Origin of the sequence: Nocardia sp. SSK8 (genome assembly GCF_037034205.1) — a bacterium.
Lineage (GTDB): Bacteria > Actinomycetota > Actinomycetes > Mycobacteriales > Mycobacteriaceae > Nocardia.
This window is the reverse complement of sequence record NZ_JBAGKD010000009.1, coordinates 53996-72580: the sequence shown is the minus strand read 5'-3', so window position 1 is coordinate 72580 and position 18585 is coordinate 53996. Positions and strand designations below refer to the sequence as shown.

At 69.9% G+C, this 18585-nt stretch carries 15 protein-coding genes; 7 read left to right on the top strand and 8 right to left on the bottom strand.

The window, feature by feature from the left end:
* The first annotated feature begins 4 nt into the window (after window positions 1-4).
* From dapD to WA675_RS18125, 3 genes are all read left to right on the top strand, one after another.
* Window positions 5-955, top strand: a complete 951-nt coding sequence (gene dapD / locus WA675_RS18135; RefSeq protein ID WP_336085770.1) for a 2,3,4,5-tetrahydropyridine-2,6-dicarboxylate N-succinyltransferase — start codon at window positions 5-7, stop codon at window positions 953-955.
* A 131-nt stretch (window positions 956-1086) separates the two neighbouring features.
* Window positions 1087-2166 carry an NAD(P)/FAD-dependent oxidoreductase gene (locus tag WA675_RS18130; RefSeq protein WP_336085769.1) on the top strand — a complete coding sequence of 360 codons (1080 nt, stop codon included), beginning with the start codon at window positions 1087-1089 and terminating at the stop codon, window positions 2164-2166.
* Entirely contained in the window at window positions 2163-3041 is an 879-nt protein-coding gene (locus WA675_RS18125; RefSeq protein ID WP_336085768.1) for an RNA polymerase sigma-70 factor, read from the top strand. Before WA675_RS18130 ends, WA675_RS18125 begins: the two co-directional genes overlap by 4 nt.
* A gap of 58 nt (window positions 3042-3099) precedes the next feature.
* On the opposite strand, the gene WA675_RS18120 is transcribed toward WA675_RS18125, so the two are convergent.
* On the bottom strand, window positions 3100-4527 hold the full coding sequence (locus WA675_RS18120) for an acyl-CoA synthetase (RefSeq protein WP_336085767.1): 1428 nt from the start codon (window positions 4525-4527) through the stop codon (window positions 3100-3102).
* A 115-nt stretch (window positions 4528-4642) separates the two neighbouring features.
* Between WA675_RS18120 and WA675_RS18115 the strand changes: the two genes are divergently transcribed.
* The gene (locus WA675_RS18115) at window positions 4643-5494 is read left to right on the top strand and encodes an oxygenase MpaB family protein (RefSeq protein ID WP_336085766.1); all 852 of its coding nucleotides are present in this window, start codon (window positions 4643-4645) and stop codon (window positions 5492-5494) included.
* 150 nt (window positions 5495-5644) lie between these two features.
* Here WA675_RS18115 and WA675_RS18110 read toward each other — a convergent pair whose 3' ends face one another.
* From WA675_RS18110 to WA675_RS18095, 4 genes are all read right to left on the bottom strand, one after another.
* Window positions 5645-7468, bottom strand: coding sequence for a serine/threonine-protein kinase (locus tag WA675_RS18110; RefSeq protein WP_336085765.1), 1824 nt, complete (start codon window positions 7466-7468; stop codon window positions 5645-5647).
* Window positions 7469-7548: 80 nt separating this feature from the next.
* A complete protein-coding gene (gene dapC, locus WA675_RS18105; protein WP_336085764.1) occupies window positions 7549-8640 on the bottom strand; it encodes a succinyldiaminopimelate transaminase in 1092 nt (363 codons plus the stop codon).
* Entirely contained in the window at window positions 8637-8960 is a 324-nt protein-coding gene (gene fdxA, locus WA675_RS18100; protein ID WP_022566345.1) for a ferredoxin, read from the bottom strand. The genes dapC and fdxA overlap by 4 nt, the downstream gene beginning before the upstream one ends.
* 108 nt (window positions 8961-9068) lie before the next feature.
* A complete protein-coding gene (locus WA675_RS18095) occupies window positions 9069-11669 on the bottom strand; it encodes a bifunctional FO biosynthesis protein CofGH (RefSeq protein ID WP_336085763.1) in 2601 nt (866 codons plus the stop codon).
* Between the two features lie 148 nt (window positions 11670-11817).
* Between WA675_RS18095 and WA675_RS18090 the strand changes: the two genes are divergently transcribed.
* The 3 genes from WA675_RS18090 (at window position 11818) to WA675_RS18080 (ending at window position 14696) form a co-directional block, all read left to right on the top strand.
* Entirely contained in the window at window positions 11818-12318 is a 501-nt protein-coding gene (locus WA675_RS18090; protein WP_336085762.1) for a PH domain-containing protein, read from the top strand.
* Window positions 12319-12359: 41 nt separating this feature from the next.
* On the top strand, window positions 12360-14138 hold the full coding sequence (locus tag WA675_RS18085) for a PH domain-containing protein (RefSeq protein ID WP_442945665.1): 1779 nt from the start codon (window positions 12360-12362) through the stop codon (window positions 14136-14138).
* Window positions 14139-14348: 210 nt separating this feature from the next.
* A complete protein-coding gene (locus WA675_RS18080; protein WP_336085760.1) occupies window positions 14349-14696 on the top strand; it encodes a DUF1622 domain-containing protein in 348 nt (115 codons plus the stop codon).
* Here the strand turns inward: WA675_RS18080 and WA675_RS18075 are convergent.
* From WA675_RS18075 to WA675_RS18065, 3 genes are all read right to left on the bottom strand, one after another.
* Window positions 14693-15109, bottom strand: a complete 417-nt coding sequence (locus WA675_RS18075) for a hypothetical protein (protein ID WP_336085759.1) — start codon at window positions 15107-15109, stop codon at window positions 14693-14695. The genes WA675_RS18080 and WA675_RS18075 overlap by 4 nt on opposite strands.
* Before the next feature lie 82 nt (window positions 15110-15191).
* Window positions 15192-16082, bottom strand: coding sequence for an N-acetyl-1-D-myo-inositol-2-amino-2-deoxy-alpha-D-glucopyranoside deacetylase (mshB, locus tag WA675_RS18070; RefSeq protein WP_336085758.1), 891 nt, complete (start codon window positions 16080-16082; stop codon window positions 15192-15194).
* Window positions 16083-16821: 739 nt separating this feature from the next.
* Window positions 16822-18537: an ABC transporter family substrate-binding protein gene (locus WA675_RS18065; RefSeq protein ID WP_336085913.1), complete on the bottom strand. Its 1716-nt coding sequence runs from the start codon at window positions 18535-18537 to the stop codon at window positions 16822-16824.
* Window positions 18538-18585 lie beyond the last annotated feature (48 nt).

Below are 18585 nucleotides of genomic sequence, written 5' to 3'. Positions count from 1 at the left end.
GGACGTGAGTATTCAGGGAGCAACCGCAGTCGGTATCGCCAATGTGACCTCGGACGGCACCGTCCTCGACACCTGGTACCCCAGCCCCGAGCTGGGTGAGTTCACCGAGACCGGCTCCAAGCGCCTCGAGGCCGCTGAGGCGGGCGAGTTCGCCGAGCTGCTCGGCGTGGACGCGGCGCGCGGCGTCGAGGTGATCGCGGTGCGGACCACCATCGCGGACCTGTCGGCCGCCCCGGTCGACGCGCACGACGTCTACCTGCGCCTGCACCTGCTCTCGCACCGCCTGGTGCGCCCGCACGGCCTGAGCCTGGACGGCCAGTTCGGCCTGCTCAGCAATGTGGTGTGGACCAACCACGGCCCGTGCGCGGTGGACGGCTTCGAGCAGACCCGGCTGAAGCTGCGCGCCCGCGGCCCGGTGACGGTGCTCAGCGTCGACAAGTTCCCCCGCCTGGTCGACTACGTGGTGCCCTCCGGCGTGCGCATCGGTGACGCCGACCGCGTCCGTCTCGGCGCGCACCTGGCCTCGGGCACCACCGTCATGCACGAGGGCTTCGTCAACTTCAACGCGGGCACCCTGGGCAACTCCATGGTCGAGGGCCGCATCTCGGCCGGTGTCGTGGTCGGCGACGGCTCCGATGTCGGCGGCGGCGCGTCCATCATGGGCACCCTGTCCGGCGGCGGCACCCAGGTCATCTCGGTGGGCGAGCGCTCGCTGCTCGGCGCCAACTCGGGCCTTGGCATCTCGCTGGGCGACGACTGCGTGATCGAGGCGGGCCTCTACGTCACCGCGGGCACCAAGGTGACCGGCCCCGACGGCACCGTGGTCAAGGCCGCGTCGCTGTCCGGGCAGTCGAACCTGCTGTTCCGTCGTAACTCCACCACCGGCGCCGTCGAGGTCGTGCCGCGCAAGGGCACCGGCGTGGAACTCAACGCCGCCCTGCACGCCAACGACTGATCGCGAGCCCCGGTCGAGGCCCCGCGTCCCCGTGGCGCGGGGCCTTTGCCATACCGTGACACGGATCACCGTCACACCCGTGTTTCCCCGCGCATCACATGGTCGAATCCACTCACAGCAGGGAGGCAACGATGAACATCGTCGTGATCGGGGCAGGGTACGCGGGGGCCGTGGCGGCCAATCGGCTGGCGAAGAAGGTGCCGGACGCGGCGATCACCGTCGTCAATCCACGGCCCGACTTCATCGAACGGGTGCGCCTGCACCAGGAGCTCGCGGGGTCCGGCTCGGCGGCTACCCCGCTGAGCGAGGTGCTCGCGCCGGGCATCGCCACCTATCTCGGGGCCGTCGGCAAGATCGGTGACGGCGCGCTCGTCCTCGACGACGGCACCGAGCTCGACTTCGACTACGCCGTCGTCGCGGTCGGCAGCACCGCCGACCCCCTGCCCGGCACCCTGACGACCGGCACCTGGGAGGGGGCCCAGCAGACGCGCGCCGCCCTGGACGCGCTGCCCGCGGACAGCTCGGTCACCGTGATCGGCGGCGGGCTGACCGGCATGGAGACCGCGTCCGAGATCGCCGAGGCCCGGCCCGGGCTGCGGGTGCGGCTGGTGAGCCGGGAGATCGGGGCGAGCCTGTCGGCGCGCGGGCAGCGCAGCGCCCTGCGCGTGCTGCGGCGACTCGGCGTGGAATGTGTGACCGACGAAATCGATCGGGTCGAGCCGGGGCGGGTCCACCTGAGCTCCGGTGCCACCCTCGCGACCGATCTGGTGCTGTGGTCGGTGATCTCGGCGGTGCCCGATCTGGTGGCGCGCAGCGGACTCGCCGTCGACGCCACCGGCCGGGCCGTGGTCGACGAATCCCTGCGCAGCGTCAGCGATCCGCGCGTGTTCGTCGTCGGGGACTGCGCCGCCGTCCCCGGCATGCGGATGGCCTGCGCCACCGCCGGACCGCAGGGCGCGCACGCCGCCGACACCCTGGTCCGGATCCTCAGAGGCGATGCGCCGCAACCGTTCTCGATGGGTTACGCCGGGCAGGGGATCAGCCTGGGCCGCCACGACGCGGTCCTGCAGTCCACCCGCCGCGACGACTCCCCGCTGCCCCTGCATCTGACCGGCCGCGTCGCCGCCGTGTTCAAGGAACGCATCGTGCGCTACGCCGCCTACAGCGCGCGCTCCGGCGTCAGCGTGGCACTGCCCGGGCCGCGCCGATGACCGCCCTGCACGAGGACACCTTCACCGACAATCGCAGGCTGCTGTTCTCCATCGCCTACGAGATCCTCGGCACCGTCGTCGACGCCGAGGACGTGCTGCAGGACAGCTATCTGCGCTGGCGGGCGGTCGATCTCGACCTGGTCGAGAATCCGCGCGCCTACCTGGCCCAGATCGTCACCCGGCAGGCGCTCGGGGTGCTGCGCTCGGCCGCGCGCACCCGCGAGGAGTACATCGGACCGTGGCTGCCGGAGCCCCTGGCCACCGACGAACAGGGCGGGATCGAGCACGTCCTCACCGGCGAGGACGTCACCACCGCGATGCTGCTCGTGCTGGAGACGCTCACCCCGCTGCAACGCGCGGTGTTCGTGCTGCGCGAGGTCTTCGCGTTCGACTATCGCGAGATCGCCGCGGCGGTGGACAAGTCCGAAGCCGCGGTGCGGCAACTGAATCAGCGCGCCCGCGACCGCGTGCACGCCCAGCGCCACACCACCATCGCGACTCCGGCCGAGGCCAAGTCGGTGGTCGAGCGGTTCGCGATCGCGGCCGCCACCGGCGATGTGCAGGCGCTGATGGACGTGCTCGCGCCCGAGGTGGTGTTCCTCGGCGACGGCGGCGGCGTGGTGAGCGCCTCGCGCAGGCCCGTCCTGGGCCGGGACAAGGTGGCCCGGCTGGTCATCGGCCTGCTCGACAAGGGGCGCAAGATGGGCGAGATGGGGGTGCGGCTCGACCACTACAACGCGATGCCGTCGATCGTGGCGACCATCGACGGCGTGCTCGACCAGGTGACCTCGGTCGAGGTCACCGATGGCCGGATCACCGCGATCTACTGCGTGCGCAATCCGGACAAGCTCACGGCGGTGCGGCTGCCGGACTGAAACGCACCCGCCCGGCACCGCTGGCGAGCCGACCCCCGGCCGGTGCTGGGCGCGCGCCTCAGGCCAGCAGCTTCTTCTGCACCTTGCCCATCGCATTGCGCGGCAGGGCGTCGACGAAGCGCACCTCGCGGGGGCGCTTGTGCGCCGAGAGTTGTTCGCCGACAAAGGCGGTCAGCTCGGCACCCAGCTCGGCCGAGCCCGCGTCGCGGGGCACGACGAAGGCCACGATGCGCTGGCCGAGGTCGTCGTCGGGCAGCCCGGCCACGGCGACCTCGGCCACCGCCGGATGCCCGAGCAGCGCGGTCTCGATTTCGCCCGCGCCGATCCGGTAGCCGCCGGACTTGATCAGGTCGATCGACTCGCGTCCGACAATGCGGTGCCAGCCGTCGGGGTCGATGACGGCGACATCGCCGGTGCGGAACCAGCCGTCCTCGGTCCAGTCGGCGGCGGTGGCCTCGGGACGGTTCAGGTACCCGTCGAAGAGCATCGGGCCGCGCACCTGGAGACCGCCGATGCTGGTGCCGTCGTGCGGCACCGGCGCGCCGGATTCATCGCGCAACCGGGTCTGGACGCCCCGCACCGGCGTGCCGACCCAGCCCGGCCTGCGCTCGCCGTCGGCCCGGGTCGACAGGGTGATCATGGTTTCGCTCATGCCGTAGCGCTCCACCGGCGCCTGCCCGGTGAGCTCGGTCAGCCGCTCGAACACCGGCACCGGCAGCGGCGCACTGCCCGACACCAGCAGTCGCGCCGCGCTCAACTCCTTGGCCAGTTCGGGCTTTTCGACGATCCGCGACCAGACCGTCGGCACCCCGAAATACAGGCTGCCACCCGCCCGCGCGTACGCCTCCGGCGTCGGCTTACCGGTGTGGATCACCGGCGAACCCACCCGCAGCGGACCGAGCAGGCCCAGGATCAAACCGTGCACGTGGAACAGCGGAAGTCCGTGCACCAGTGTGTCTTTCCAGGTCCATGCCCACGCCTCGGCCAGCGCGTCGAGCCCGGCGGCGATGGCGCCACGGCTGAGCATCACGCCCTTGGGCGCGCCGGTGGTGCCGGAGGTGTAGAGGATGAACGCGATGCGCGCCGGATCGGGTTCGGGATAGGTGTGCCAGGAGCGCGCGTGCAGGCGCACCGGGATCACCGGCAGTTCGGTGCCATCGGGGGCGGCGCCGACCCAGGCCTGCGCACCCGAATCGCGCAGGATGTGCTCGCGTTCGGCGCTGCCGGAATCCGGTGGCACCGGCACCACCGTCACCCCGGCGATCAGGCAGCCGACCACCGCGAGCACGGTCCGCAAGGTCGGCTCGGCCAGCACCGCGACCCGCTCGGCCCTGGCCACCCGTTCGGCCACCGAGGTCGCCGCACCCAGCAGATCCGAGCGCGAGACGGTGGCATCATCGATGGTGACGGCGTCGGGAATGTCGGCCCCGGCGGCGACGGCGATCGGATCGAGCGAGGCGAGCAGCAGCGGCGGACCGTAAGGCATCCGTCCACGCTAGCCGGATGCGGACCGGCGCGGTGCGCCGCCGTCCGTTGACACCCCGGCGACAGAATGAGACATTCGACGTATAGTTCTCTCACCACTGCAGACGGGGTCAACGATGACCATCCTCGCGCGCTCGCGTTCGCCGAAGTTCGAACCGGCCGATTTCGATATTCGCGACTACATCGACGGGGCCGCCGCCTTCTACGGCGCCACCGCCAATGTGATCATGCAGCTCAGCCTGCCTCCCGTCGGCTACGGCGTCGCCGAATCCCGCGTGCCCAGCGGCAGCATCATGCGCCACCCCGTGAAGCGAACCCGCACCACCCTCACCTACCTCTCGGTCGCCCTGATGGGCACCGACGAGGACCGCGCCGCCTTCCGCGCCGCCGTGGACAGCGTGCACCGCCACGTCCGCTCCACCGCCGAGAGCCCCGTGAAGTACAACGCCTTCGACCGCGACCTGCAGCTGTGGGTGGCCGCCTGCCTGTACTGGGGCTCGGTCGACGTCATGCAGCGCCTGCACGGCCCCACCGACGACGAGATCGCCGACGTCTTCTACACCTACGCCCACCACCTCGGCACCACCCTGCAGGTCCCCCGCGACATGTGGCCCGCCGACCGCGCCGCCTTCGACCGCTACTGGTCCACCCACCTCCCCCAGACCAGCATCGACCCCACCATCAAGGCCTACTTCGACCGCCTCCTCGACCTCCGCATGCTCGCCGCCCCCCTCCGCCTCCCCTTCGCCCGCTTCCACCGCTGGTACACCACCGGCCTCCTCCCCGAACACCTCCGCACCGAAATGGGCATGACCTGGACCCCCCGAGACGAACGCCGCCTCAACCGCCTCATGCGCACCACCGGCACCATCGTCGGCCGGATGCCCCGCCCGATCCGCAACTTCCCGTTCAACGTCACGTTGGCCGACATGCGGCGCCGTCAGCGGCGGGGAAAGCCTCTGGTCTGACGCCTCCGAGATGCTGCGGCCCTACAACGGCGAGGACGCCCCCCTACGTAGACATCCGATAGTTGGTCCCCGGTACCGAGGCAGGGTTCCTCTGATTCAGCGGGCGCGCCACATGCGGCTGGCGCGGTGGCGACCAGTGCCTTGTCACGATCACAAGGGGGCTTGGTCCCACCAGTGGGCGCGGAGGTCGTCGAAGGTGTGGTCGGGCCAGGCGACCTCGACGAGGACGGTGTCGGGGCCGGGGGTGATCCAGGCGTGGGTGGCGAGGGTGAAGGGAGCGGCGGGATCGGTGGGGCGGAACAGGACGAGGGTGCCCATGCGGGTGAAGTCGCGTTCGGCCACGCGGTCGGTGTGCGCGGTGAGGTAGGCGGTCACCTCGTCGCTGGTGCCGTACTTCGTATACCAGATGGTGACGCCGTCGGGCTGGGTGCAGATGATCTGGCCGAGCGGGACCGGGTCGCCCGCCAGAGCGACGACCGTGCCGACACCCGAGCAACGCGCATCGCGCCAGCCCACACCCTGGGGATCGGTGGGGATCATCCGGGGGTAGGCGACGGCGATCGAGTGGTGCTGACCCCAGGGCATCGTGGGAGCCAGGCGGTGGGGGCGGATGAACTTCCAGTAGACGCCCGCCGCGCCGATGGCGGCCACGCCCAGCACGGCCAGCCCGACCAGCAGGACCGAGAGCGTGCGCCAGCCCGCGGAGACCCGGCGGTCACCGGCGCGGCGGGCCGGGTCGCGATAGGTCGGATGGGCGCCCGACGGGTGATGCGGCGTGGGCGCCGGACCGGGCCGAACGCTTACTGTTCGAAGGGCGGCCGGGCTGTTCGCCGCCTGTGCGGCACTGCTCGTACCGCCGTGCGCAGGGTTGTTCGCACCGCCGTGTGCAGGACTGCTCGCACCGCCGTGTACAGGGTTGCTCGGCCGACGGGACACAGACTCGGCAGGCGCGGTCCGTACGGTCTGGTTATGCGGACCACCGCCCGGCGATACGGGCGCGGCGGGTGGCGTCATCGGGCGGGCAGGTGGCGCCGATGGACCGGAGAGCGGCCTACCGGAATGGTCCGGCGAGCCCCCACCTGTCGGCGCCGGGCTCGTGTCGGCGAGCACCGGATTCGCTCCACCACGACCAGGCTCCCCCGCGAGCGCCTCAGCGGCAGCCTGCGCGAATTCCACACAGCTGTCGAATCTTTCGCCTGGCGCCTTGGCCAGCGCCCGGGCGATCACCGCATCGATCCCGGCCGGTAGGTGACCGACCGCCGCGGAGACCCGGGGCACGGGCTTGGTCAGGTGGGCCGCGACCACTGCACCGGGATTGTCTGCGGGAAAAGGACTTTCACCGGCGAGCAGGGTGTACAGGGTGCAGCCCAGGGAGTACTGATCGGAGCGGTGGTCGATCTCCGCGCCGGACAGTTGTTCGGGCGAGGCGTAGGCGAGGGTGGCGAGGAAATCGCCGGTGCGGGTGAGCTGACGGGCGTCACCGCGTAGCCGGGCGATGCCGAAATCGGTGAGTACCACGCGATCTCCGGTCCGCGCGGCCGCCAGCAGGATGTTGGCGGGCTTCACATCCCGGTGCAGCACATCGCGCTCGTGGGCGTAGTCGAGGGCTTCGGCGGTCTGGGCGATGATGCCGATGGCCCGGGCGGGGTCCAGGGGCTTGCCACGGAAGACCGAGGCGTCGGTCCCGTCGACGTACTGCATGGAGATCCACATCAGCCCGTCCTCGACACCCCGGTCGAGCACCGACACGATGCCGGGATGATCCAGCCGCGAGGACACATCCGCCTCGCGCTCGAACCGCCCACGCACCTCGGCATCGGTCGAGAGCTCCCGGTTCAGCAGCTTGAGCGCCACCTGCCGGGGCAGTCGCGGATGCGCCGCCAGATAGACCGTGCCCATCCCGCCACGGCCGAGCATCCGCACGATCCGATATCCGGCGAACACCGTGCCGACACCGAGTTCCACCCCATGCATGCGTTGCGCGCCTTCCGATCCCGTGTCGCCCCGACCTGCCGGACACTAGCCGATCCGGCGGCCGAGGCGCGAAACGGAGATCAGGCCAGGCGGGCGGCCGCCTCTGCGATGCGTTCGTCGGTCGCGGTGAGGGCGATGCGGACGTGTTCCGGGGAGCGGGGGCCGTAGAAATCGCCGGGGGCGGCGAGGATGCCGCGGTCGGCGAGCCAGGCGAGGGTGAGACGGCAGGGTTCGCCTCGGGTAGCCCAGAGGTAGAGGCCCGCTTCGGAGTGGTCGATGCGGAAACCGGCGGCCAGCAAGGCTTTTCGCAGGGTGTCGCGGCGGGCGCGGTAGCGCTCGCGCTGCTGGGCCTCGTGGGTGTCGTCGCTGAGGGCGGCGGTCATGGCGGCCTGGATGGGGAAGGGCAGCATCATGCCGGAGTGCTTGCGCACCTCGAGCAGTTCGGCGACCAGTTCCGGGTCACCGGCGACGAAACCGGCGCGGTAGCTGGCCAGGTTCGAGGTCTTCGACAGCGAGTGGATGGCCAGCAGACCGGTGTGGTCGCCGTCGCACACGCGCGGGTCGAGGATCGAGACGGCCTCGCCCTCCCAGGTCAGGCCCAGGTAGCACTCGTCGGAGGCGACGATCGCGCCGCGCTCGCGGGCGAAGGCCACCACCTTGCGCAGGTGCTCGACGGGCAGCACCTTGCCGGTGGGGTTCGACGGCGAGTTCACGAAGATCAGCGCCGGGTTCTGCGGGCCGATCTGGGTGAGTCCGTCCGCGCGCCACGGCTTGGCGCCCGCCAGCAGCGCGCCGACCTCGTAGGTCGGATAGGCGATCTCGGGGATCACCACCAGATCGTCGGCGCCGAGCCCGAGCAGGCGCGGCAGCCCGGCGATGAGCTCCTTGGTGCCGATCACCGGCAGCACGGCCGCCTGGTCGACCCCGGTGACCCCGAACCGGCGGGCCAGCGCCGCGACGGCGGCCTCACGCAGCTCGGGGGTGCCGTGGGTGGTCGGGTAACCGGGGACGGCCGCGACCGAGTTCAGCGCCGCCTGGATGAGCGGATCGACCGGGTCGACCGGCGTGCCGACCGACAGGTCGACCAGCCCGCCGGGGTGCGCGGCCGCCTTCTGTTTGAACCCGGCGATGGTGTCCCAGGGGAAATCGGGCAGCAGGCTGCTGACCCTCATTCTTCGGCCATGGGGGGCAGCGCCTTGATGAAGGCCGGGTCGTAGTCGACCTTGCCCACCTTGGTCGCGCCACCGGGGGAACCGAGCTCGTCGAAGAAGTCGACGTTGGCGTTGATGTAACCGCTCCACTGGTCCGGGGTGTCGTCTTCGTAGAAGATCGCCTCCACGGGGCAGACCGGCTCACACGCACCACAGTCAACGCACTCGTCGGGTTGGATGTAGAGCATGCGGCCACCCTCGTAGATGCAATCCACGGGGCACTCTTCGATGCACGCCTTGTCCTTCACGTCAACGCACGGTTCAGCGATGATGTACGGCACTGCCGTTCTCCTAGTCTGTCCTCACCTGCGGGGTTACTCCGCCCCCGAAACCCTATCGCGTGACTCCACGTTACCCCCAGGTCAGCCAACCCTAACCTGAGCTTTCGCTCACCCGATGGACAGCGACAACGGCACCGTTTTCGCTGCCACCGAATCGTAGGTCGTGGTGCGCTCGCGCACCGGGCGACCGATGCCCGCGGCGATCTCGGTGAGCTCGGCCACCGTCTTGGCCGAACCGTGCTGCGAACCGGCCATCCGGGAGATGGTCTCCTCCATCAGCGTGCCGCCGAGATCGTTGGCGCCGCCGGAGAGCATGGCCTGGGTGCCGAGGGTGCCGAGCTTGACCCAGCTGGTCTGGATGTTGTGGATGCGCCCGTGCAGCATGATCCGGGCCAGCGCGTGCACGGCCCGGTTGTCGCGGTTGGTGGGGCCAGGGCGCGCCGCGCCCGCCAGGTAGAGCGGGGCGCTCTGGTGCACGAACGGCAGCGGGACGAACTCGGTGAAGCCGCCGGTCTCGTCCTGGATGCCGCGCAGCACCCGCAGGTGACCCACCCAGTGCTTGGGGTTGTCGACGTGGCCGTACATCATCGTCGAGCTCGACGGGATGCCCAGCTGGTGCGCGGTGGTGATCACCTCGATCCAGGCCGAGGTGGGCAGCTTGCCCTTGGTGAGCACCCAGCGCACCTCGTCGTCGAGGATTTCGGCGGCCGTGCCCGGAATGCTGCCCAGCCCGGCCTCTTTCAGCGCCGAGAGCCAGTCGCGGATGCTCTGGCCGCCGCGCGAGGCGCCGTTGACGATCTCCATCGGGCTGAAGGCGTGCACGTGCATCGACGGGACCTTGGTCTTGATGGCGCGCACCAGATCGGCGTACCCGGTGACCGGCAGTTCGGGGTCGATGCCGCCCTGCATGCAGATCTCGGTGGCCCCGTCGACGTGGGCTTCCCAGGCCCGGTCGGCGACCTCGTCGGTGCTCAGGGTGAACGCGTCGGCGTCCCCCTTGCGCTGGGCGAAGGCGCAGAAGCGACAACCGGTGTAGCAGATATTGGTGAAGTTGATGTTCCGGTTCACCACGTAGGTGACCTCGTCGCCAGAGACCTCGCGGCGCAGCTGATCGGCCAGTGCCGCAACGGCATCCAGCGCCACGCCGTCGGCCGTGGCCAGGGCCAGGTACTGGTCGTCGGTGAGTCCGGCCGGGTCCTTCTCGGCCGCGTGCAGGGCGTCGAGGACCTCGGAATCGAGGCGTTCGGGCGCGGTGACGGCCAGCTCGCGGGCGTGCTCGCGGATGGTCTCCCAGTCACCGAACGCGCCGACGACCTCTTGCCCGAGGCCGGAGTCGCTGCGGCTGTCGGTCTTGCGGCCCTCGCTGTCGATGGCGGTATTGAGGTCGACGCGGCCGACCGAATCCCAGGACTCGTCGGGCTCCTGCCAGGGCAGGCCCACCGGCAGGGCGTCGGGCCGGGCCAGGCCGGTGGCCGGGTCGGTGAGCGCGTCCACGTGGGCGCCGATGCGCGGGTCCACCCACGGGTGCCCGGCGCGCACGTACTTGGGATGCGCCGAGGTGCGCTCGACCAGGGTGAAGCCCGCGGCCTCGGTGATCTCACGCAGGGTGTCCAGGTTCGGCCATGGCCGCTCGGGGTTGACGTGGTCGACCGTCACCGGCGAGACCCCGCCCCAGTCGTCGATACCCGCGTCGATGAGCGCGCGGCAATCGCTGTGCGACACCAGGTTCGGCGGGGCCTGCACCGGAACGTCCGGGCCCAGCAGCAATCTCGTCACCGCGACGGCGGCCAGGAACTCGTCGACCCCGGCGTCGGGCACATCGCGCATGGCGGTGTCGTCCTTGGCGCGGAAGTTCTGCACGATCACTTCCTGGATGTGCCCGAACTCGCGATGCTGCTTGCGGATGGCCATGATCGACTCGGCCCGCTCGGTGAGCGTCTCGCCGATGCCGACCAGGATGCCGGTGGTGTAGGGCACCGAGAGCCTGCCCGCGTCGGTGATCGCGCGCAGCCGCACGGCCGGGTCCTTGTCGGGGCTGCCGTAATGGCAGGCGCCCTTCTCGGTGAACAGCCTGGTCGCGGTGGTCTCGAGCATCATGCCCATGGACTGGGCGACCGGCTTGAGCCGGGCGATCTCGGCCCAGCTCATCACACCGGGATTGAGGTGCGGCAGCAGGCCGGTCTCCTCGAGCACCAGGATGGAGACGGCGCGCAGGTAGTCCAGGGTGGAGTCGTAGCCGCGTTCGTCGAGCCACTGCGCGGCCTCGGGCCAGCGGTCCTCGGGGCGGTCGCCCAGGGTGAACAGCGCTTCCTTGCAGCCCAGCGCGGCACCCTGACGGGCGATCTCGAGCACCTCGTCGGGTTCGAGGAACATGCCCTTGCCCTCGGCGCGCAGCTTGCCCGGCACGGTGACGAAGGTGCAGTAGTGGCACTTGTCCCGGCACAGCTTGGTGAGCGGGATGAACACATTGCGCGAATAGCTGATGGTGCGCGGGCGGCCCGCCGATTCCAGGCCCGCGTCGCGGACCCGGGCGGCGCTGGCGCACAGATCGGCCAGGTCCGCGCCGGTGGCGTGCAGCAGGACGGTGGCCTCGTCCACGTTCAGGGTGACGCCGTCGCGGGCGCGGCGCAACGCGCGGCGCATGGCGGCGGGCGTCGGCGGCGGCAGCGGGAAGCTCGGCTTCGGAAGATGGCTCACCCCGTCGATCATGCGCTATTTCCTTCCAGAACGTGCGGTGGGCTGGTCACGAGCATGACCGGCGCGCGTCGTTCGGTCCCGTCGAACGACAACCCGGCGCACGCGCACCGGTATTCCCGACCGGGTGAACTCGTCGCCTCCGCATGGAACCATGGGCAGCATGTCACTGCCGCGCTCCACCATTCTGGCCGCACCGGCCTGGCGTCCGAGTTCCAAGGCCAAGCTGCTGTGGGCCCTGGAGAACGCCCTCGGGATCGTGGTGCTGGCCGCCGTGCTGGTGGTGTGGACGGTCCTCGACAGCACGCATCGGAACTGGCAGGGGCTGGCCGCGCTGCTGCTGGTGCTGCTGGCTGTGCTCGCGGTGGTGGTCGTGCCGCTGTGGCGCTACGCGGTGCACCGCTGGGAGGTCACCGACGAGGCCGTCTACACCCGGGTGGGGTGGGTGGACCAGGAATCGCGGGTCGCGCCGATCTCGCGGGTGCAGACCGTCGACACCGAGCGCGGGCCGCTGGAACGGATGCTGGGGCTGGCCACGGTCACGGTGACCACGGCGTCCTCGGCGGGCGCGGTGCAGATCAACGCGCTGGACCTGCCGGTCGCCGAACAGACCGTCACCCGGCTGGCCGCCATCGCCGCCCAGCACCGCGGGGACGCCACGTGAGCACGGTGGGCCCGCTCGAGTGGCAGCGGCTCGATCCCCGGATGCTGCTGGTGTACCCGGTCACCGAGATCATCAAATACATTCCGGTGCTGCTCGGCACGGTGATCGTCGGTACCACCAGCGGCAATCCGCTGTGGAGTCTGGGGCCGGTGGCGCTGGTCGCCGCCTACGGTGTGGCCCGCTGGTTCACCACCTCCTACCGGATCGACGCCGACCACGTGCAGTTGCGCTCCGGGATCCTGCAGCGCCGCACGCTGTCGGTGCCACGGCCGCGGATCCGCTCGGTGGACGTGGAAGCCGATCTGCTGCACCGCATGCTGGGGCTGGCGGTGCTCGCGATCGGCACCGGCAAGCAGACCGGCAAGGGCGAGGAGTTCAAGCTCGACGCCCTCGACACCAGCCAGATCCCCGCGTTACGCGCCGAATTACTCGCCCACACCAGGCAGCAGGTCGCGGGCGACCCGGATTCCCCGGTGGTGCCGCATGTCTCGCCGCATGACGCCGCCGCTGAGGCGGGCACCGAGATCGGCCACTGGCAGGCCGCCTGGGTGCGGTACGCGCCGCTGTCGCTGACCGGGCTGGCGATCGTCGCGCCGATCGCAGGCATCGGCGCCCAGTACGGGCTCATCGACGTGCTCTCGGACTCGGCGCCGGTGCAGCATCTCGGCGACGACAGCGTCTCCATGGTGACGATCGTCGTGCTCGGCCTGACCGTGTTCTCCCTGGCCCTGGTGAGCCTGGCCGCCTGCGGGCAGTACCTCGCCACCTGGTTCGGTCTGCGGGTGCTCGACAACGGCAGCACCCTGCATCTGCGCCACGGCCTGTTCACCACCCGCCAGATCACCCTGGACCTGGCCCGCTTCCGCGGCGCCACCCTCAGCGAACCGCTGCTGCTGCGCGCCGCTCGCGCCGCCCAGCTGGAAATGATCATGACCGGGGAGAACCCGCGACAGAAGATCCTGCCCCAGGCCCCGCGCACCGCCGTCGAACGCACCCTCGACGAACTGCTGCGGACCCGTCGTCGTCCGGGCAGCGCCACCCTGACGAAAGCCGGACCGGGCACACGGTCTCCCGGGTCGTCGCCGGAGAGCACCCTGCCGAGCGCGGCACCTGCCCGGCCCCCCGCTCCGGACCAGCCGGTGCCGACACCACCCGGCGGCACCATCTCGAGCCTCGCCGCTAAGGCATCGCACGCCGACACCACATCTCACCTCGCCAGTCCGCCGAGCATCGACGCCACACCCGGCCGCACTGATTCGCCGAGCATCGACGCCACACCCGCCCGCGCTGATTCGCCGGGCGCGGGTGCCGGTGCGTCCGAGGTCGTCGGCGCGGTCACCGGTGCCACCCTCGGGACGGTCGAGCTCCATCGCCACGGCCCCGCCGCCCGGCGGCGCCGCTACACCAAAGCCGCGTGGCCGGTCGGCATCCTGATCGCGGTGATGCTGCTGGCCGTGCTGCTCGGCGGCGATCTGCCCAGCTGGAGTTGGAGCACGCCGGTGCTGCTGGCACTCGTCATGGCGGCGCTGGCGGAGGATCGCTATCGCGGGCTCGGGCATCGGGTCCTGCCCGGCACCACCGGACCGACCTGGCTCATCACCCGGCGCGGCAGCCTGGATCGCAATCGCGACTGTCTCGAGGCGCCCGGCATCATCGGCTGGACCATCCGCCAGACCTTCTGGCAGCGCCGCGCGGGACTGGCCACCGTGGTCGCGGCGACGGCGGCGGGCAAGAAGGCCTACCTCGTCGTCGATATCCCGCTCGACCGCGCCTACGCCCTCATCGAGGAAGTCACCCCGGGACGGCTCGGCCACCGCTGACCCCCGTTTCCCACCGGGGTGCCCGACCACCGCGCATGTCCTGACCGGTCGTTCCCGGCGACGCGGCACGTGATCGGCCGCGCCCGCGCCGCGACGCCGCGAGCAGATGGCCGCGCCCGTCCCCGACGGCGCGAGTGTCCGGCCGCGGGCCGTCCCGGTGCGGCGTAGGCTGCGAAGAGCTCGCCCGGCCGCTCACGCAAGGGGTGCTTCGTGGAGTTCACCGAGATCATCGAGACCGCAGGCAAGGCCCTCGACGGGGCGGGGGTGGCGGCGATCGTGGTGGGGGCGCTGGTGGCGACCGTGCGGTTCGCGCTCAGCTGGCGCGGGAACTTCGAGCCCGCCTACAGCACCTATCGACGCGGCCTCGGGCGCGCGATCCTGCTCGGCCTGGAATTCCTGGTCGCCGCCGACATCATCCGGACCGTCGCCGTCGCACCGAGTTTCACCAGTGTCGGCGTGCTGGCCCTGATCGTGCTGGTCCGCACCTTCCTGAGCTATTCCATGCAGCTGGAGCTGACCGGGCACTGGCCGTGGAATCAGCCGAAGGCGAGCACCTAGCGCGTGCGGAACAGGTTCGCGTTGGAGCGGTAGTACAGGTACGCGACCGGCGGGATCACCCCGCAGGCCAGCAGCAACAGGGTGCGGCCGTCGCTGCCGAGCAGGATGTCACCGCCGGGCCCGCGCGAGGCGCAGACCAGGAAACCGAAGACCCACACCACGATCGGGGCGAAGGCGAAGCCCAGCCGCCCGGTCACCGACTCCATGCCGTAGACCAGCGCGACATTGATCGGCGCGGCCAGCAGCGCCGAGATCGGCATCGGGACCGAGCCGATGTACAGCGGCAGGAACAGCACCTCCACGACCAGCGTGAGCAGCGCGTTGAACAGCAGCAGCACCACGACGAGTCCCGAGAGCACCGGGTCCGGCAGCGCGGGCAGGCGCCGCGTCACGGCGGTGAGCTGGTCGGTCATGCGGCCGAGTCTATGCGGCCGCACCACGCGACCGGCCGCGCGGCAGGCAGATCGACAAGGCGCCGCGTATCCCCCGGCGGACTCAGTCCAGTCCGGCGAACAGGTCGTGTTCGAGCCCGTCGGCCGCGACCGGCCCGCGCGCGCCGCGCACCAGCCGGAAGTGCTCCACCGGCAGCACCGGCAGCGCGATGTTGTTGGACAGCGCGAACTCCCGGCCGCTGGGCGCCACACTCACCTGGGTGGCGTGCGCGCGCAGGGCGGCCCGCTTGGCCGAGACCACATCGGAGACGTCGACCAGCGTGGTCGCGGTATCGGTCGACACCGCCGCCAGCTCGGCCTCCACCGGCAGCCGCCAGCCCGCGGGCAGCGCGCCGGGCAGCTCGTCGACGGTCCGCCGGGCCAGCGCCGCGGTGTGCTGACGCAGCAGCTCGGCATCGGTGACGGTCCAGTAGAACTTGGGCACGTCCCAGCCCTGCCCGGACGCCGCGGCCACGGCGTCCGTGGTGATCTGGTGCGCGCGAATGTGGTCGGGATGCCCGTAGCCGCCGCGCGGATCGTAGGTGACCACCACGCGCGGGCGCAGCGCCAGAATGACCGCGACCAGCTCGTCGACCGCCGCGTCCCCGGAGCGCACGAAGGCCCGCGGATGCTCGGCCGACGGCGTCCCCGCCATCCCCGAATCCCGCCACCGCCCGGCCCCGCCGAGGAACCACGGCTCCCCCGCGTCCAGCGCCGCCAGCGCGGCGGTGAGCTCACCGACCCGGTACCCACCGAGCTGATCGGCCTCCCCCGCGACCAGCCGCGCCCAGCGCTCGCCGATCACCTCACCCTCTTCCCCGAGCGTGCAGGTCACCACGGTCACCGGCACCCCACGGCGCCGGTAATGCGCGATGGTGCCGCCGGTGGTCAGCGACTCGTCGTCGGGGTGGGCGTGCACCAGCAGCAGACCGCCGGTGTCGCTGATTCCATGCATTGGAAGTCCCTCTCGTCCCATCGTCAGCCCGTTCGAGGCGACCGTTGGATACTAGCTGGCTCCCAATTCGAACCCTGGAATGATCGAAATTCCCGTAAACGAAAAGAAGCCAATGGGACGCCCCGGGCATCCTTTCGATTCAGCTGCGATATCGAGACCTCTTTGCTCATGAATGCACGAACAAGGAAGGGCGAAAATTCGAAATACTGCAAATAGAGTCGACAGAAAACGAATCGAAGATAGATTGATCAAATTAACATTTCAGCCGATAGAAGCCCGGATGACACCGGCGCTCTCCCGCAAACTTCGGTCCTGACATGCGGCGGCGGATCGGCCGCCGAGGGGTTGCGACCAGGTGCCGACCACCCCTCGGCAGCTTGACCTGCGGAGATCTACTCGATCGACCCGCTACAGCTGGACACAGTACCAATCATCGATCAGCGAACCATCATTTCTCTGAACGATCTTGTACTGGCCCGGGCACTGCTGATCGACAGCATTTTTACACGAGCCGTCGGTATAGCGGCAACTTCCCACATACGTATCGGCATGTGCGGGCGCAGCCAATGCCGCCAGACAACCTACCGAAATTACCGACGCGGCAACAGCAGCACTGAATCGCATACCCATAATGGAACCCCTCCCAAAGAGTGCGACATGATGTGATCGCACGCTGACGAGCGTAAAGGACAACGCTGAGCCTGACAAGTGCGTGTGTCCAGCACATCCGAAGCAATCGTCACGGTAACTTCCGCCATTGCGCCGCATCACCGAAGATACCCACCTGGATGGCGCCGGACATCGACACGCCATCCACCCGCGGACCGGCCGCCGCAACGACGTTGTCCTGGACGATGGGTAGAACACTGGCGAGTTCCCACAGCCGAGGCTCGACCTCGGCCAAGATCCGGCCGACATCGGTGCCTCGCAGCGCCTCATCGATCAACGGCTGGATCACCGGATCGCAAACTCCTCCGAGATTGCTCGGTGCCCGTTGATACGCGTCGGCAGCAGCTGTAGCCGCACCGTTCGCGCCGATTGCCTCGCGTGGCGCGCAGCCGTAACGCGACGCTAGTACCGTCGCCGGATCAGCTCCCGCCAGCTCCCAGCCGACGATGGCATCGACACCTGAGTCGACCAGCTGCTTCCCGTACAGTTCGTCGGCCGGAACGCCTCGAACCGTGGCATCGATACCGGCGCTGCGCAATTGGTCTGCGGCAGTGTTGGCGACGGCCAAGGCCACCGTGTCCTCGGCGACCGCGCCGATGCGGACCGTCAACGCCTTACCAGTGCGGACTATCGAGCGCGGCTGCGGAGCTGGCGACGTGGGCGAATTGGTCTGCACCGTTTCCGGTGCGCGCCCGAATCCTGCCTCGGCCAGAAGGGCGAACGCTTCATCGGTACTCATCCGCCCTGGCGCTGTCGGACTGTAGCTGGGACTCGACGGTGGAAGTATTTGTGCGCGCGCGGGCTCCACCCAGCCGCCCGACTGCGCCCCGACTGTCGCGAGCAGACCTGGATCAAGCAACGCAAGCACGGCCTTGCGCACCCGCGCGTCGCTGAGATCGCCAGAGCGACCGTTCAGTGCCAGTTGTAGCTCACGAGCCTGCGGCATGATCGTGGTACGAACCGACGGAATCGCGGCGAGTTGCGCCCGAGTAGCCACGCCGCCGTGCACGAGCGCCATCTGTGCATCACCGGTGCGCAACGACTCAGCAAGCTGGGACGAGGTCCCACCGCGACGGAACAAGATTTGGTCGGGTGCCGCCGGGGTGCCCCAGAAGCGATCATTGCGTTCCAGCAGAATCTCGTCGCGGCCCCGGTCGACACGCATCGTGAAGTTTGCCCCCGACACCGGAATCCGTTCGGCCAGACCGCTGGTGAACCCTCCTGGTGAGTCCTTGACCAGATGCGAAGGGAGGAGATTCGAAAACAGCTCGCGCCAAGCCGGATACGGCTGCGACAAGGTCACGATGACAGTTTTTCCACCTCCCGCCGACGCGACATCGGAGATCAGACGATAGCCTGCCGGATCGACCACCCCGGGCTGCGTGACCATCTGCTGCCACAAGAATCGGAAGTCTTCAGCCGCGATCGGCGCTCCATCGGACCAGTTCGCCTGGTTACGGAGAACGTAGGTGATGGTGAACGGATTCTGCGCCGATACCTCAGCCGACTCGATCAAGGATGCATCGGGTATCCAGTCGACCGCTGTGGGCTCGACCGGGTTCGGAACCGGCCGGAACGGACTCGGCAGCACCATCGAACTCACCGCATTCGTCGCAGGCGACTGATCCGAGCGTAGATGCGGATTGAAGCCGATGCCGATGTCGTCGATCGCGACCACGACGGTGTTCTTGCCCGGCTTGGCCTGGGTGGTCTTGGGGGAATCGGTGCTCTCGATCGGCGGTGGCGGATTCGCGGTGCAACCGGCGAGGACCACCGCCGCGGTCATCGCCACCAACGCTCCGCGCCACTTCGCGCGCCCTACCCCCGAACTCAC